Source organism: Albimonas marina (assembly GCF_029223255.1).
Classification (GTDB): Bacteria; Pseudomonadota; Alphaproteobacteria; order Rhodobacterales; family Rhodobacteraceae; genus Albimonas.
The window spans coordinates 360,059-375,809 of sequence record NZ_JARHUC010000005.1 but is presented as its reverse complement, the minus strand read 5'-3'; the positions used below and the strand labels follow the sequence as shown (position 1 = coordinate 375,809).

Here is a 15,751-nt window from a genome sequence, read left to right as displayed (position 1 = left end):
GCCGGCGGGCGGCGTCGCGCCCGGCCCCCCAACCATGGCCCGGAATTCCGGCGCAGGAGGCCCGGGGTCGAGCACGGGGCGCCCACAGGGCCTTGGGGCGGTCGGCGGCGCGGACGGGCGCGGTCGGCGGTGGGTCAGCTTGCGCCGGCCAGCGCTTCCTCGACCTCGGCGCGCCAGGGGGCGGAGGCGGCGGCGCCGGGGCGGGTGACGGAGATGCCGGCGGCGGCGTTGGCGAAGCGCACCGCCTCGCGCGGCGAACGCCCCTCGGCCAGCGCGGTGGCGTAGGCGCCGGCGAAGACGTCGCCGGCCCCGACCGTGTCCACCACCGGCCCGCGGCCGAGCGCGGGCAGGCGATGCTCGCCCGAGGCGTCGCACAGCAGCGCCCCGCGCCCGCCCATCGTCAGCACCACCGTGCCCACGCCCATCGCCCGCAGGGCGCGGGCGGCGGCGCGGGCGTCCTCCTCGCTCGCGACCGAGAGGCCGGTCAGCGCCTCGGCCTCCGGCTCGTTGGGGGTGAGGTGGTCGCACAGCGCCAGCAGCTCGGCGGGCAGATGCGCGGCGGGGGCGGGGTTGAGGATCGTGGCCGTGCCCGCGGCCCGCGCGATCTCCAGCGCCCGCCGGGCGGCGGGGAGGGGCTGCTCGAGCTGGGTGAGGAACGCCGCCGCCCCCTCGATGGCGCCGGCATGGGCCTCGACGTCGGCGGGGGAGAGCTCGGCCGCCGCGCCGGGATGCACCGCGATGGCGTTCCGGCCGGTCTCGCGCTCGACCAGGATCAGGGCGGAGCCGGTGGGCTGGGTCGCGGACTCGGTCACGAAGGGCTCGACCCCGGCCTCGGCCCAGGTGGCGCGGGCGAGCGCCGCGCCGGCGTCGCGGCCGAGACGGGTGATCAGGCGCGCCTTCGCGCCCAGCCGCCCGGCGGCCACCGCCTGGTTCGAGCCCTTGCCCCCCGGCCCCTCGTAGACGCCGTCGGCCAGCAGGGTCTCGCCCATCTTCGGCTGGCGGGGGGCGAGGCAGGTGATGTCGCGGGCGAAGATGCCCAGCACGGCGACGACGCCCTGGCGGGCGGAAGGGACGGCGGTCACGGGGCGGGGGTCTCCTCGATGGGGGTCGGCTCGGGCGAGGGGGAGGGGATCCAGCCCTCGGCCCCCTCGGGCGCATGCGCCAGCAGGGGCGTGGTCAGGACGCGGTGGGTGCGGCCGGGGGCGAAGGGGAATGCGTCGGAGAGGGGGGCGCGCCAGCGCTCGGTCTGGAGCATGGCGCAGCCGATGGCCACGGGCTCGACCTCGATGGCGGCCAGCAGGCGCAGGCCCGCGGCGATCGAGGCGCCCGACGAGATCACGTCGTCGATCAGCGCCACCCGTCGCCCCTTCAGCAGCGGCGTCAGGCGCGGGTCGATGTAGAGGCGCTTCGTGCCGCCCGGGCTGGTGATCGAGCTGAGCGGCGTGGACAGCGCCTCCTCGTACCAGAACTTGCGCGAGGTGCCGAAGGGGGCGTAGCGGGCGTGGCCCAGCCGCTCGGCCACCGCGCGGGCCAGCGGCAGGCCCAGGGTGGGCAGGCCGGCCACGATCTCGGGCTCCGAGGGGCGCAGGAGCTCGGCCAGCGCGTCGGCCAGCGCCGCCTCCACCGCGAAGCTCGCCTGGTTGAGGATCAGCGAGGCGATGCCGTTGCGCGTGCCCGCCAGCGGCCGGATCGGCAGGAACAGGATGCGCCCGTCCGGCAGGCGGGCGGGGAAGCGGTCGCGCCAGGGGGGCGAGAGGGCGGCGTCGGCGGGTTCGATCGCCTGCCAGAAGTCGAGCGGGGTCATGGGCGGCACGTCATCCAGATCTGCGCATCCGGGGCCTTCATCCGCCGGGCGCGCAGGTTTAGCATCATGGCCATGGACCAGCCACTCCCCCCCGCCTCCGATCCGGCCCGCGCGCTCTCGCCCGAGCGGCTCGCCGACCTCGTCGCCCTGCGCCGCGACCTGCACGCCCACCCCGAGCTGGGGTTCGAGGAGCATCGCACCGCCGCGATCGTGGCCGAGCGGCTGCGGGCGCTGGGGCTGGAGGTGACCGAGGGGATCGCGGGGACCGGCGTGGTGGGCACGCTGCGGGGGGCCGCCAAGGGCCCGGGCGGCACCCGCGCCGTGGGGCTGCGCGCCGACATGGACGCGCTGGCGATGCCCGAGGCGGTGGGGCCGGACGTGCGGCCCTGGGCCTCGACCGAGCCAGGCAAGATGCACGCTTGCGGGCATGACGGGCACACGGTGATGCTGCTGGGCGCGGCCGAGCTTCTGGCCGCCGATCCGCCCGCCGGCACGGTCCACTTCATCTTCCAGCCCGCTGAGGAGGGCCGCGGCGGCGCGAAGAAGATGGTCGAGGAGGGGCTGTTCGAGCGCTTCCCCTGCGACATGGTCTTCGGCCTGCACAACATGCCCGGCCTCGCGCCCGACGAGATGGCGGTGGCGGCGGGGCCGCAGCTGGCGTCCTCGGATTCCTGGCGGGTCGCGCTGCGGGGCGTGGGGACCCACGGGGCGAAGCCGCACCTGGGGCGCGATCCGGTGACGGCGCTGGGGGCGTTCCTGAGCGGGCTGCAGAGCATCGTGGGCCGGGTGGTGGACCCGCTGCAGCCGGCGGTGGTCTCGGCCTGCTCGGTGCAGGCGGGGGACCCGCGGGCGCTGAACGTGATCCCGGACGAGGTGAAGATCGGCGGCACGGCGCGGGCCTATACGCCGGAGGTGCGCGACCAGCTGGAGGCGGAGATCGGGCGGCTGGCGGCGGGGGTGGCCGCGGCCTACGGGATCGCCGCGGACTACGAGTTCATCCGGCGCATCCCGCCGGTGGTGAACGATCCGGCGGCGACCGAGGTGGCCGCGGCGGCGGCCGAGGTCGTGGGGACGGGCGGCGTGCGGCGGGCCTTCCCGCCTTCGACCGCCGGGGACGATTTCGCCTTCTTCGGGCAGGCGGCGCCGGGGTGCTACGTCTGGCTGGGGAACGGGCCTGCGCGCGACGGGGCCCTGCACCACAACACCGGCTACGACTTCTGCGACGAGGCGATCCCCACCGGGGTGGCCTGGTGGGCGGAGGCGGCGCGGAAGGCGCTGGGCTGAGGCCTCGCGTCCGGGACTCCGGCCCGGGACGCAGGCGCCCCGGCGCGTCCGCTGCGCGGCCGCGACCGCCCCGCCCTGCGTCCCCGTCGACGGCGGGGCGCGGCGTGGGCCGGCCGGGGGCGCCCCGGGCTTGACCCGGGGCCTCTTGCGGCGGGCGCGCCCTACGCCAGGCCGTCTTCCAGGATCGGCGAGGTCAGCAGGCGGCCGCCATGCGGGTCCGCGACGCCCATGTCCGTCTGGTGGGGGCCGGCGTTGCAGGCGAGCGTGGCGCCGACCAGGGCCTTGAAGACCAGGTAGGGCGGCTGCCAGTCGACCACGGCGTCCATCGCCTCGCGCACCTGCCGGAAGGCCTTGGCGACCTCCGCAAGCGGGGCGTCGGAGACGAGGCCCGCGACGGGGAGGGGCAGGAGGGCGGTGACCTTGCCTCCCTGGGCGACGGCCATGCCGCCTCCGGCTTCGATCAGCGCGTTGGCGGCGGCGGCGAGGTCGCGCGGGTCGTGGCCGAAGACGGTCAGGTTGTGGCTGTCGTGGCTGACGGTGGTGGCGAAGGCGCCGCGCCAGGATCCCCAGTTGGTGAGGAAGCCGACGCGCGGGGTCGCGGGCGCCCGGCCGTGCCGGTGGATCACCGCGATGCGGGTCACGTCGGGCGGGGGCGCGAGGCGGCCGTCGGCGACCGGGACCTCCCGCTCGGACCACTGGGTGAAGCGGGGGCGGTCGATGGCGGCGATGCGGGCGCTGGGGCCGGCGGCCGGGGTCTCGAAGTCCGCCGGGGTGAAGCGGGGGAGGCTGGGGGCGCCGAAGTCGGGGCGCGGGGCGGCCTCGGGGGCGGCCGGGGGGCGGCCGTCGCGCAGGACGTGGGCGGCCTCGAAGGACGTCAGGTCGCGGAACAGGGCGAGGTCGGCGCGGCGGCCGGGGGCCACCAGGCCGAGGTCGGGGCGGTTCAGGCGCTGGGCGGCGTTGAAGGTGGCGGCCTGGAGGGCGCGGAGCGGCGGCAGGCCCTCGGCCACCAGGCGGCGGAGCAGGGCGTCGAGGCCGCCCGTCTCCAGCAGGTCGTCGGGGAAGACGTCGTCGGTGCAGAGCGTCAGCGTGGGCGGGCAGGCGGGCAGCGCGGCCAGCGCCTGCGCGATCTCGGGCAGCAGGTGGGGGTGGGAGCCGCGAAGCTCGATCCACAGGCCCGCGCGGAGCTTTTCCAGGAGGTCCTCGGCGGAGGTCAGCTCGTGGTCCGAGGTCACGCCGGCGGCGGCGTAGGCCTGCAGCGCCGCGCCGGTCAGGCCGCGGGCATGGCCGCAGACGGGTTTGCCCGACGCGAGGCCGGCCTGGACGATGCCGCGCATGCGGGGCGCGCGGGAGGTGACGGCCTCCATGTCCATGACCTCGGCGAGGCCGTGGATGCCGGGGCGGGCGAGGAGGGCCTCGATCTCCGCCGGGCCGAAGTCGGCGCCGGCGGTCTCGTAGCCGGGGGCGGAGGGGACGCAGGAGGGCGCGAGGGGGAGGATGCGCAGGGGGGAGCGGGCGGCCTCGGCCAGCGCCCAGTCGACGCCGGGTATGCCGGCGACGTTGCCGAACTCGTGCGGGTCCCAGACGACGGTGGTGGTGCCGCGGGGCAGGACGGCGGCGGCGTAGACGGCCGGCGTGACCATCGAGCTCTCGACATGCATGTGCGCGTCGATCAGGCCGGGGGCGATGGTGAGGCCGGCGGCGTCCAGCGTCTCGGCCGCGTCCGTGCGGGCGCCGGGGGCGTGGACGGAGGCGATGAGGGGGCCGGTGATGCCGATGTCGGCGGGGCGGACCTCCTGCATCGCGACGTCGGCGACGAGGCCGCCGCGGATCAGCAGGTCGAAGGGCGCGTCGCCGCGGGCGGCGGCGACGGCGCGGTCGCGCAGGGCGGGGTCGTTCAGGTCCCGGGGCTCGGTCATGCGGCGGCCCCCAGGGCGGTGAGGCAGAGGGATTTGACGGCGGCGGCGTCGAGGTCCTCGGCGATCTCGGCGTTGTGGGTGTGGGGATGGCGGGTCTCGACCACCGTGCGGCCGCGGGTGTGCTGGCCGGTCAGTTCGGCGTCGAGGCGCACGGAGCGGAAGCGGAACAGGTCGGGGCGGGCGTAGGCGGCGGCGGCGACGGGGTCGTAGAGGGCCATGGTCTCGCGGCCGCGTTCCAGGGCGATGTCGAGGTAGCCGCCCAGCAGGTCCGCCAGCAGGTCGGCGTTGGGGCCGGGGGCGGCGCGCAGGGCGGTGACGTCGGCCTCGGCGATCTGCACGCGGCGGCAGGCGTCGAGGTCGATCATGCGGATCGCGACGCCGCGGGCGATCAGGATGGCCAGCGCCTCGGGGTCGGCGATGGCGTTGAACTCGGCCGAGGCGGTGTGGTTGCCGGAGGTGACGCCGCCGCCCATCCAGACGATGCGCTCGATGCGGGGGAGGAGGTCGGGGCGGGCGAGGGCCAGCACGGCCAGGTTCGTGAGGGGGCCGAGGGCGAGGACGGTGGCGCGCTCCTGCGCCTCCAGCCAGGCGGTCAGGGCCGGGAGGAAGGGGGGCAGGGGCGGGGGCGCGGCCTCGGGCAGGGTCCGGCCGCGGGTGCGGATGCCGGTCTCGCCGAGGATGCGGGTGGCGTGCTCCTGCCCGCCGAGGATGGCGCGCTCGGCGCCGGCGTGGAGGGGGATCGACCAGCCGAAGGCCTGCGCGGCGCCGGCGGCGTTGCGGGCGACCTGCGTCAGGGGGGTGACGCCGAAGCCCAGCGAGATGCCGTCGATCTCCTCGCCGGCGGTCTGGAGCAGCAGGATGGCGAAGACGTCGTCCACGCTCATGTCTGTGTCGATCCACAAGCCCATCAGACGGGCCCCGGAAGCTGGGCGGCGGCTGCGCGCGGCAGGTCGAAGGCGACGGTGGCGCCGGGGGGGAGGGGGGCCTCGGTCGCCGGCGTCTCGGCCTTCACCATGCCCAGGGGGGTGTCGAGGACGTATTCGCGCGCGGCCCCGGCGAAGGAGACGCCGCGGACGGTGCCGGTATGGGGGCCGGCGCCCAGCGACACCGCGGCGGGGCGCCAGGCGAGGGCGCCGCCGGTCTCGGGGTCCGGGAGGATCGTCTCGAAGCCCACGAAGTCGGCGACGAAGGCGGAGGCGGGGGCGGTCCAGATCTGCTCGGGCGTGCCCAACTGCTCGATGGCGCCGTCGCGCATGACCACGATGCGGTCGGCCAGCGCCAGGGCCTCGGACTGGTCGTGGGTGACGAAGATCATCGTGACGCCGGTCTCCCGCTGGACCCGCTGAAGCTCGAGCCGCATTTCGAGTCGCAGGCGGGCGTCGAGGTTGGAGAGGGGCTCGTCCAGCAGCAGGACCTTGGGGTTCATCACCAGCGACCGCGCCAGGGCGACGCGCTGCTGCTGGCCGCCGGAGAGGGCGGCGGGGGCGCGGTCGGCGAAGTCGCTCAGGCCGACGGTGGCGAGGCCGGCCTGGACCTTGGCGGCGAGGTCGGGCTCGCGGCGAAGGCGCAGGCCGAAGGCGACGTTCTCGAAGACCGTCAGGTGGGGGAAGAGGGCGTACGACTGGAAGACCAGCCCGACCTCGCGCCGCGACGGCGCCACGCGGGTGATGTCGCGGCCGTCGAGGCGGATGGTCCCGCTTTTCGGGGTCAGAAGCCCGGCGATGGAGCGCATCGTGGTGGTCTTGCCGCAGCCCGAGGGGCCCAGCAGGGCGATCAGCTCGCCTTGGCGGATCGACAGGTTCAGGCGGTCGACGGCGACCGTGCCGCCGTAGGCCAGCGTCAGGTCCTGGAGGGTGAGAAAGTCAGACATACTTGGAGAACCCCAGGAATTTCTCCGCCGCGAAGACGATGGCGACGGACATGAAGGCCAGCAGGGCCGAGAGGGCGGCGACCGACGGGTCGTAGTTGATCTCCATGTAGGCGATCATGTCGACGGGCAGGGTGCGCACGCCGGGACCCGACAGGAACAGGCTGACGGGGACCTGGTTGAACGAGGTCACGAAGCCCAGGATGAAGGCGGCCAGCACGCCGCCGCGGATGTTGGGCAGCACCACCTTGCGGAAGGCGCCGAAGCGGGTGCAGCCGAGGAGGACCGCCGCCTCCTCGATGTCGGTGCGAAGGTTTTCGAGCGAGGCGGAGACCACGCGCACGGCATAGGGCAGGATCAGCGCGGTGTGGGCCAGGAACAGCGCCGCGGTGATGCCCAGGCCGGTGGGGATCACGAGATAGCGCAGCAGGCCCAGGCCCACGATGATCCCGGGCACGATGATCGGCGCGGAGACGATCAGGCGGACGGTCTCGGCCCCCGGCACCTTGTAGCGGTTCATGCCGTAGGCGGCGGGGATGCCGAGGACCAGCGCGGCCAGCGTGCCGAAGACCGCCAGGAACATCGACATCAGGAACGAGGCCTGGAAGGACTCGATCGTGAAGACCTTCAGATACCATTGCAGGGAGATCCCCTGCGGCGGGAAGGCGAGACTGTTCCCGGCCGAGAGCCCCGCCAGGATGATGATCACGAAGGGCCCGATCAGGAAGGTCAGGACCAGGCCCAGCACCAGCCAGGAGGCGACGCGCGGGCTCATGACGCGGCCCTCGAGCGGCGGGCGGTGGCCATGCGCTTCAGCAGCAGGTTCGCGGAAAAGCTCATCACGATCAGGATCATGGCGATGACGGAGGCGGAGACGAAGTCGTTGGCGACCGTCACGCGCTGGTAGAGCAGGGTCTCGAGCATCAGGACCTTGGAGCCGCCGAGGATGGCGGGCGTGATGTAGGCCGTGAGCGAGCCGGTGAAGACCAGCGTGCCGCCGATCACCAGCCCCTCGCGGGTCAGGGGGAGGATCACCTTCACGAAGACCTGCGCCCAGTTGGCGCCCAGCACGCGGGCGGCGGGGATCGCGTCGCGGGGCATGTTCTCCATCGCCGAGACCAGGGCGATGACCATCAGCGGCAGGAACAGCTGCAGGAGGCCGATGAAGACCGCGGTCTCGGTGAAGAGGATGCGCAGGGGGCTGTCGAGGATGCCCAGCCCCACCAGCGCCTCGTTCACGAAGCCGGTGCGCCCCAGGATCACCAGCCAGGCGTAGGTGCGCGCCACGGGAGAGATCATCAGCGGCAGGATCACCAGGCCGAAGACGCGGCCGCGGGCGGTCTTGGGCAGGCTGACGATGGAATAGGCGGCGGCGTAGCCGATCACGGCGGCGACCGCGGTGACCTCGGCCGCCAGCTTCAGCGAGCGTAGGAAGACGGTCTGGTTGCGGGGGGAGGAGAAGAACTCCCAGTAGCCCATCAGGGTCCATCCGCCCTCGGGCGTGCGGAACGCCTCCGACAGGAGGATGCCGACCGGCAGCAGGAACAGCGCCGCCGCGAAGACCGCGGCGGGCAGGGTCAGGGCCAGGCCTTCGGCGCGGCTGGAGAACATCGGGGGCCTTTCGCGGGGCGTCGGAGGGGCGGCGCAGGGGCCTGCGCCCTGTGGGGCGGCGCATTGAAATGCGCCCTACGCGGGGCGCGCATGTCGATGCGCTGCGGCGGGTTCCGTAGGGCGCATTTCAATGCGCCGCCGCGGGCGGGTCCGGGCGCCCCGTCCAGGGCGCCCGGGTCGCGCTTACTGGGCGACCTTGGCGTTCCACTGCTCCAGCCAGCTCTCGCGCATGTCGAGCATCACCGCGGGCGGGATCAGGTCGAGGGTCGCCACCGTATCGGCCCCGTAGGTCAGGTTCTCGGCCACCTCGTCCGAGACCACGACCTCGGCGTTGGCGGGGCTGTCGACCAGCTTCTCGGCCAGCGCCTGCTGGACCGGCGTGGACAGCCAGAAGTCCATGAACTGGAGCGCCAGCTCCTCGTTGCCGTTGCCCTTGGTCATCACCATCACGTTCAGGCCGCCGGTCTGCCCCTCCTTCGGGGTGGCCCAGGCCACGGGCAGGCCGCTGTCCTTGAAGCGGCTCCAGGCGAAGCGGCCGATGGGGGCGGCCCAGATCTCCTCCTGCTGCATCAGTTGCGCGAGCTGGGAGGAGCGGACGTAGAAGGTGACGATGTCGTCCTTGTGCTCGGCCACCTTCTCGATGGGCGCGGTCAGGGAGGGATCCGTGTCGCCCATCGCCTTGCCCAGCATGTAGAGCGCGGGCGGGCCCTGGTTGGTGGTCACGTCGGGCAGGGCGACGTTGCCGGCGAGCTCGGGGCCCAGCAGGTCGGCCCAGCTCTCCACCGTCACCTTGTCGGAGCGGTAGACGATCGAGGTGGCGTAGAACGTGTAGCCGATCGCCATGTGGTCGCCGAGCGGGTCCTTGGCGATGTCGTAGAGCTTGTCGTAGTTCGACAGCTTCCCGACCGGGATCGGGGCGATCAGGTCCTTGCGGGCCAGGGCCAGTCCGTCATGGGCCGAGAGCACCGCCATGTCGATGACGGGATCGGCGGCGTTCGCCTCGATCTTCGACATCCGCTCGACCGAGTTGCCGGTCTCGACCACCAGGGTGCAGCCGCAGATCTTCTCGAACGGGTCGTAGACGATCTCTTTGAACTCGTCCTGGGCGAAGGAATAGACCGAGATGGTCAGGGTCTTGTCCTGCGCCTGGACGGCGGAGGCGGAGGCGGCGAGGGCCAGCGCCGAGGCGCCGGCGAGGATCGCGGAGGTCGTCTTCATCTGGGAACTCCCTGTCGGATGACGGTGGTCGGCGGTGGAGGGACGGCGGGCGCGGGGCCGGTGGACTCGCGCGCGATCAGGGTCATGGGCACGATCGCCTCGGGCGGCGGCGTCGCCCCCGCGAGCCGGGCCGAAAGCGCGGCGACCGCGCCCTCGGCCACCGCCTCCAGGTCCTGGGCCATGGTGGTCAGCGCGGGCGAGACGGCCGCGGCGAAGGCGAGGTCGTCGAACCCCGCGACGCTCGCCTGCGCCGGCACCGCGAGGCCCGCGCGCTGCAGGGCGGTCAGCACGGTCAGCGCATGCAGGTCGGAGGTGGCGAGGAAGGCGGTGACGCCCGCGCGGGCGAGGGCGGGGAAGTCGGGCGTCCCGTCCTCGAGCCAGACCTCCCGCGGCTCGGCGCCGGCGGCGAGCAGGGCCGCGCGCATCCCCCCCATCCGCTCGCGCTGGACGTTGGAATCGCGGTTGGCGCCGATCAGGACGAGGCGGCGGTGGCCGAGCGACAGCAGGCGGCCGGCCAGCGCCTCGCCGCCGCCGCGGTGGTCGGCGCAGATGGTGTTGCCGGGGGTGGAGGGCGCGTCGATGACCGCCAGCGGCACGTCGAGCTCCAGCACCCGCGTGCCGCGGCGGGGGATCACCACGATGCCGTCGGCGCCCCGGCGCACCAGCCGCTGGAGGGCGGCGGTCTGGGCGCCCACGTCGCCGTGGGAATCGGCGATCAGCACGCCGTAGCCCGCCCGCTCGGCCGCCGCGTCGACGGCCCGCGCGAAGCGGGGGAAGAGGGGGTTCGACAGGTCCGCCAGCACCAGCCCGATCACTCCCGTCCGCCCGGTCCTGAGCGCCCGCGCGGGCGAGGAGGGGGCGTAGCCCATTTCCCTGGCCCGGTCGCGGATGCGGCGGGCGAGATCGGCCGACACCCGCCCCTTGCCCGACAGCGCGTTGGAGACGGTGGCCGACGAGACCCCGAATTCCTCGGCGAGGGTCTGGAGGTTCATGTCCGGCGCCTCAAGGTCGCTCCGACTCCCGGGGTTAATCGTTTAACCAGCGTGCCCACGGCCGCCGGAGAGGTCAAGTCGGGAGTGTGCGGCGCCGCGCGTGAATCCGGCGGGAACCGGCGCGCAGGCGCTTTCGCGCGCCGCCGGACGCTCGGGGAGGGGCTTTGGGGAGCGGTCGCGGCGGGTCCCCGCGCGCGTCCCGCGCGACGCCGGCCGCCCGCCGAGGGCGGGGGGCGCCCCCGGGCGCGCGGCCCGACGCGGCGCCTCCGTCAAGGGACGGGGCGCGCGGGTTGGGCGGGGCGGGTCAGAGCCCCAGGCGCTTGCGCCAGGCCTCTTCGGTGATCTGGGGGACGCTGTCGGCGCGGTAGGCCTTGCGCAGCTCGGGCAGCTTCGCGACCAGCTTGCGGAAGGCCGCGTCGAAGTTGCGGCGGTTCTCGAAGAACCGCTTGGGGTCGCGCTTCAGGCGGTAGCCGATGCCCGACTGCGCATCCACCACCAGGCAGTTCTCGCGCAGGAACACCTGGTTGGGGCGGGCGCGGGTGTCCATGTCGAAACGCGCGGTCTTGTTGTAGAAATACCGCTTCGGGATCCAGCGGTGCCCGTTGCAGGTCAGCCAGCGCAGGATCTGGAAGGGCTTCGAGGTGTGCTTGGCCGGCGCCACGCCGGTGTTGCCCGCGCGCCGCCACTTCAGCGGGCGCAGGTTCGCCTCCTCGCCGCCGAGCTCCTTGATGCGGGCGCGCTTGGCCGACATCTCGGGGTCCTCGTCGAAGAAGGAGGGGCCCTTGCAGACGTCCTCGATCGCCTCGATCACCGCGGCGGCGGAGCCATAGTGATAGCTCTCGTTCCACTGGCGATAGAGGAAGGTGAGCTGATCCTTGAACGTCGCCTCGTCCGAGGGCAGGCCGTCGTGGGCCAGCATCTGGATCACGTGGTAGCGCGCGTCCAGATAGGCGGTCAGCGGACTGCGCTTGGAGACGAAGTCGTCCTGATGCGAGCACACGCCCAGCACCGTGCGGATGTCGAAGTCGTTCGCCAGCGAGAACCACACGTCGTCGCCGCGCACGAAGAACGGGAAGGCGAGCCGCTTCACGTGGCTGAGCGGGAAGCAGAAGTACCACCAGCCCGCGTAGCGCCCCTGCACCCCGGTCAGGGGGCGGGCGAGCTCGAGCACGTTCTCGAACTTGCGCAGGTTCAGGCCCTGCAGGATCGGGCGGCACAGCTTGTCGAAGATCGCCGTGTTCTCCCACACCTGCCAGCGCTTGGAGGCGGGCAGCATGGTGCCGGCGACGGCGGTGTTCTTCGCCCGCGCCAGCCGCAGCACGGCGAGCGTGCGGCGCAGGTTCTCGGGGAAGAACTCGGCGTCGTCGTCCATGAACAGGACGTGGGTGACGTCGGGGTCCTGCTTGTGCTCCAGCAGGCCGCGGGTGAAGCCGCCGGCGCCGCCGAGGTTGCGGTTCTTGATCACCCGCGCGCCGGGGGCCGCGTCGGTGTCGCCGCCGTTGTCCACCACGATCAGCGACAGGCGGTCGGCGATGTCGGCGTTGGCCTCCATGTAGGCGGCCAGCCGCGCGGTCGAGGCCTGCACGGCGTCGTTGCGCTTGAAGGTGGTGATCACCGCGCCGATCTTGACGTGCCGCGCGCGGGGCGAGCGCACCAGCCAGTCGGCCCGGGTCAGGTTCAGCCTTGTGCGCGCGTTGAAGCGCAGGTGCATCACGCCCGCGTCGCGCACCGGCGGCAGGGTCAGGTCCACCGGCCGCCCGGGCTTGAGCGTCACCAGCGTCGAGAGCAGCGTCTCGTCCGAGCGCAGCGGCCGGGCCATGTGCACCTTGACCAGCGCCTCGCCCTCGCCCTCCAGCCGCAGCACCACCGCGTCGCGGGGGCCGAGGTCCATGGCGGAGGCGTGGAAGGCGTTGAAGTAGCTGTCCAGCTTCAGCCGCGCGCCGGGGCGGGCGAAATAGGCCTCGCCGCGGGCGTCGTGGCCGGCGCCGCGGACGCCGTGGCAGAACAGCCGGATGCGCGAGTTCACCGCCGGGTCGGGGAAGACCAGCCGCTGGGCCAGGATCCAGCCCGTCTCGGGGCCGGTTCCGGTCGGCTCGGCGGTCTCGGCCGACGGCGTCTCCTGCGGAGCCGGGTCGGCGGTGGGTGTCGCGTCCATGTGCTCGCCTGTCTCGGGCCCGCTTGGGGCCGGGGAAAAGGGGCGTCTCGTCCGGTCCGTCTGGTAGACCGCGCGCGCCGGGCGCGGCAAGCCCCCCCCGGCGCCCCGTGGACGCCCTGCCGCAGCGGCATCGCGCCCCGCGCGTGCGCGCCTGCGTCCCGCGCGGGGCGGGTTGAGCCGGCGGTCGGCTTCGCATAGCAGTCGGTCGTTCGGCCCAGCCTTCGCGCGGGCCCGCGATGCGAGGACGACCGTGACCGACCGACTGCTGATCCACCTGGGCGACTGCAAGACCGGCACGACCGCGATCCAGAACGTGCTCAAGCAGGGGGCCTGGTCGTCGGAGGGGATCGACTGGGTCTATCCGGTGGATCCCGAGCGGCTGCACAACTGCAACCTCGCGTCCTGCCTCTACAAACCCAAGATGAAGAAGTTCCGCGGGCCGCGCTGGAAGAAGGTCAACCGGCGCCTGAAGCGCTCGGAAGCCGACCTCGGCATCCTGTCGGGGGAGTGGTTCGAGTTCGTCGATCCCGAGATCCTCGACCGCATCCTGCGCCGCTGGATCCCCGACCTCGCCGAGGAGGCGCGCCTGATCGCCTACGTGCGCCCCCATGCCGAGCGGGTGCTGTCGAGCTTCCAGGAGCGGACCAAGCTGGGCCAGTACGAGGGCTCGCTGGCCGAGTTCCACGAGCGGGTGCTGGAGCACGGACGTTTCCTCTACGCGGAACGGCTGCGCAAGTGGCGGGCGGTGTTCGGCGACCGCTACGAGGTGCGCCCGATGGTGCGCGACCGGCTGAAGGACGGCGACGTGGTGCGCGACTTCCTCGACTTCGCGGTCGAGGGCGCGGCCTTCGAGCTCGACGAGACCGCCGCCGCGGGCAAGAGCGCGAACGAGAGCCTCTCGGTCCAGGACCTCGCCTGGCTGCGCGCCCTGCACCGCAACAGCAAGCTGCCGCCGCAGGTGGGCCGGCGCGCCGCGCGCGCGCTGCAGACGGACGGGCGGCGGGGCGAGAAGCTGCGCCTCGACCGCGCCTTGCTGGAGCGGATGCGCGCGGCCTACCTGGCGGATGCGAGGACCCTCGACGCCGAGTTCTTCGGCGGCGAGGCCGAGGGGCCGATGGCCGCCGCCTTCGACCGCGCCGCCGAGAGCGCGCTGGACGCGCCCCAGGACCTCTCGCCCGAGGCCTGGTTCGGCGCGGACGAGCTGCGCCGCGTGGGCGCGATCGCCGAGGCCTTCGAGGCCGGCGCCGAGGAGCTGCGGCGCGCCAAGCGCCAGGCCCGCCGCGCCGCCGGCGGCAAGGACACCGGCGAGGAGGACGGCCTGGGCGCCGACGCCGACGAGACCGAGGACTGAGGACGGCCGCCCCGGCGCCGCCGTCGCGCGGCGCCCGGGCAGGGCCTGTCGAGGCGTGCATTCGGGGGACGGACGTGGATCTCGTGATCTTCATGGGCCACCACAAGGTGGGCTCGAGCTCGTTGCAGAGCTGGCTCTCGACCAACTGGCTGAGGCTGGCGCAGGCGGGCATCCTCTACCCCGCGGTCGAGATGCAGGGGCTGGCGGCGAACCTGGCGATGGCGCTGAGCGGCAACCCGGACCCGGCGGCGACCAACCCGATCACCGCCTCGAACCCGATCAACGTGCGCGAGGCGCACAATGCGCTCGCCTTCAAGATGATGGCCGAGAGCGCCGAGAAGCGCGAGGTGCCGCCCTGGCACCAGAAGCTGCCGGGCTCGGGCCAGATGATCCGCGCGATCCGCCAGCAGGCGCTGGCGATGCAGCCCAAGGCCGTGGTGCTGTGCTCGGAGGTCTTCGCGAACTTCGGGCCGATGCCGCCGCGGCTTCTGAAGCGGCTGAAGACGCTGTTCCCCAAGGCGAACGTGCGGATCGTGTGCACGCTGCGCCGGCCGGACAGCTACGTCACGTCGTGGCACGGGCAGCGGCTGAAGTTCGGCCACCACCTGCGCGCCCTTCGCGAGGACGGGCTGGAGGAGCATTTCGGCTCGATCCACTTCAACTACCGCCGGATGCTGGCCCGCTGGGTGGAGGTGTTCCCCAAGGCCGAGTTCGCCTTCCGCGACTACGCCGAGGTGCTGGCCTCGGGCGGCTCGGTGCCGGACTTCATGGCGGCCTCGCGGCTGGACTGGCCCGAGGGGCTGGTGGAGGTCGAGAACTCCAACCCCTCGCTGCCGCTGGCGGCGATGGAGATCGCGCGGCTGGGCAACCAGGAGCTGCCGGGCGGCGCCGCGAAGGCGCTGCGCGAGCACCTGATCGGCTCGGGCAAGCGGCTGGACTACGTCTCGAATTCCGAGGTGGAGATGTTCGGGGAGGCCAACCGCGCGCTGATGCTGGAGCGGTTCCGCCCCATCGACGCCTGGCTGGGCCAGGTGGTGGGGCGCAACCGGTTCTTCGCCGATCTCGAGGAAGTGGGCGAGACGCGCCCGGTGCCGGAGCTGGAGGCCGCCCGCGCGGGGCTGGAGCTGGTGCGCGCGGACGAGGGCTTCTCCGAGCTGCGCCGGGACGCGCGCGGGTTCGTCAAGAAGCTGTCGCTGGGCTGATCGAGGGGCGGGGGGCGCGGCCTCAGCTGGTGGAGAACTGCCGGCGGATCACCGCGACCAGCAGCAGGTTCGCCAGCGGCGCGGTCATCGCCACCCAGCGCGCCTCGGCCGGCGGCACGTCGTCGAGCAGCAGCGTCCAGGGCAGGCCCAGCGGCATCAGGAACACGCCCGCGAGCGGATCGCGCTCCTGCCCGAAGAGGCCGAAGGTGCCGATCGCCAGCAGGGCCAGCGCCGCGATGTAGAGCGCCGCATAGGCCCAGACGGCGATCTGGTAGAGTCTCAGGCCCATCGGGGTCTCCCTGCTGCACGGCGCCGGTCGGTCGAGCCGGCGCTCGGGACATAGGGGGCGGA

14 protein-coding genes are annotated in these 15,751 nt (G+C 73.6%); 3 read left to right on the top strand and 11 right to left on the bottom strand.

The window, feature by feature from the left end; genetic code table 11:
• Positions 1 to 134: 134 nt before the first annotated feature.
• Together P2H44_RS16370 and P2H44_RS16365 are read right to left on the bottom strand one after the other, a co-directional pair.
• On the bottom strand, positions 135 to 1,082 hold the full coding sequence (locus P2H44_RS16370; protein WP_275765031.1) for a ribokinase: 948 nt from the start codon (positions 1,080 to 1,082) through the stop codon (positions 135 to 137).
• Positions 1,079 to 1,804 (bottom strand): phosphoribosyltransferase, encoded by a 726-nt coding sequence (locus P2H44_RS16365; RefSeq protein WP_275765030.1) that lies wholly within the window; start codon positions 1,802 to 1,804, stop codon positions 1,079 to 1,081. The genes P2H44_RS16370 and P2H44_RS16365 overlap by 4 nt, the downstream gene beginning before the upstream one ends.
• Before the next feature lie 72 nt (positions 1,805 to 1,876).
• Here P2H44_RS16365 and P2H44_RS16360 point away from each other — a divergent pair, with 72 nt between their 5' ends.
• A complete protein-coding gene (locus P2H44_RS16360) occupies positions 1,877 to 3,088 on the top strand; it encodes an amidohydrolase (protein ID WP_275765028.1) in 1,212 nt (403 codons plus the stop codon).
• A 161-nt stretch (positions 3,089 to 3,249) separates the two neighbouring features.
• Here P2H44_RS16360 and P2H44_RS16355 read toward each other — a convergent pair whose 3' ends face one another.
• From P2H44_RS16355 to P2H44_RS16320, 8 genes are all read right to left on the bottom strand, one after another.
• Positions 3,250 to 5,004 carry an adenine deaminase gene (locus tag P2H44_RS16355; RefSeq protein ID WP_275765026.1) on the bottom strand — a complete coding sequence of 585 codons (1,755 nt, stop codon included), beginning with the start codon at positions 5,002 to 5,004 and terminating at the stop codon, positions 3,250 to 3,252.
• Positions 5,001 to 5,912 carry a nucleoside hydrolase gene (locus P2H44_RS16350; RefSeq protein WP_275765025.1) on the bottom strand — a complete coding sequence of 304 codons (912 nt, stop codon included), beginning with the start codon at positions 5,910 to 5,912 and terminating at the stop codon, positions 5,001 to 5,003. Before P2H44_RS16350 ends, P2H44_RS16355 begins: the two co-directional genes overlap by 4 nt.
• Positions 5,912 to 6,874 carry an ABC transporter ATP-binding protein gene (locus P2H44_RS16345; RefSeq protein WP_275765024.1) on the bottom strand — a complete coding sequence of 321 codons (963 nt, stop codon included), beginning with the start codon at positions 6,872 to 6,874 and terminating at the stop codon, positions 5,912 to 5,914. The genes P2H44_RS16350 and P2H44_RS16345 overlap by 1 nt, the downstream gene beginning before the upstream one ends.
• Positions 6,867 to 7,646 (bottom strand): ABC transporter permease, encoded by a 780-nt coding sequence (locus P2H44_RS16340; RefSeq protein ID WP_275765023.1) that lies wholly within the window; start codon positions 7,644 to 7,646, stop codon positions 6,867 to 6,869. The genes P2H44_RS16345 and P2H44_RS16340 overlap by 8 nt, the downstream gene beginning before the upstream one ends.
• Positions 7,643 to 8,482 (bottom strand): ABC transporter permease, encoded by an 840-nt coding sequence (locus tag P2H44_RS16335; RefSeq protein ID WP_275765021.1) that lies wholly within the window; start codon positions 8,480 to 8,482, stop codon positions 7,643 to 7,645. The genes P2H44_RS16340 and P2H44_RS16335 overlap by 4 nt, the downstream gene beginning before the upstream one ends.
• Before the next feature lie 183 nt (positions 8,483 to 8,665).
• Positions 8,666 to 9,700 carry an ABC transporter substrate-binding protein gene (locus tag P2H44_RS16330; protein WP_275765019.1) on the bottom strand — a complete coding sequence of 345 codons (1,035 nt, stop codon included), beginning with the start codon at positions 9,698 to 9,700 and terminating at the stop codon, positions 8,666 to 8,668.
• A complete protein-coding gene (locus tag P2H44_RS16325) occupies positions 9,697 to 10,692 on the bottom strand; it encodes a LacI family DNA-binding transcriptional regulator (RefSeq protein ID WP_275765018.1) in 996 nt (331 codons plus the stop codon). The genes P2H44_RS16330 and P2H44_RS16325 overlap by 4 nt, the downstream gene beginning before the upstream one ends.
• 304 nt (positions 10,693 to 10,996) lie before the next feature.
• Positions 10,997 to 12,847 carry a glycosyltransferase gene (locus tag P2H44_RS16320; RefSeq protein ID WP_275765017.1) on the bottom strand — a complete coding sequence of 617 codons (1,851 nt, stop codon included), beginning with the start codon at positions 12,845 to 12,847 and terminating at the stop codon, positions 10,997 to 10,999.
• Between the two features lie 250 nt (positions 12,848 to 13,097).
• On the opposite strand from P2H44_RS16320, the gene P2H44_RS16315 reads away from it, so the two are divergent.
• Both P2H44_RS16315 and P2H44_RS16310 read left to right on the top strand, forming a co-directional pair.
• Entirely contained in the window at positions 13,098 to 14,198 is a 1,101-nt protein-coding gene (locus tag P2H44_RS16315) for a hypothetical protein (RefSeq protein ID WP_275765016.1), read from the top strand.
• Between the two features lie 74 nt (positions 14,199 to 14,272).
• A complete protein-coding gene (locus P2H44_RS16310; RefSeq protein WP_275765015.1) occupies positions 14,273 to 15,400 on the top strand; it encodes a hypothetical protein in 1,128 nt (375 codons plus the stop codon).
• A gap of 22 nt (positions 15,401 to 15,422) precedes the next feature.
• Here the strand turns inward: P2H44_RS16310 and P2H44_RS16305 are convergent, their stop codons facing one another.
• Positions 15,423 to 15,689, bottom strand: coding sequence for a hypothetical protein (locus P2H44_RS16305; RefSeq protein WP_275765014.1), 267 nt, complete (start codon positions 15,687 to 15,689; stop codon positions 15,423 to 15,425).
• Between the last annotated feature and the right edge of the window lie 62 nt (positions 15,690 to 15,751).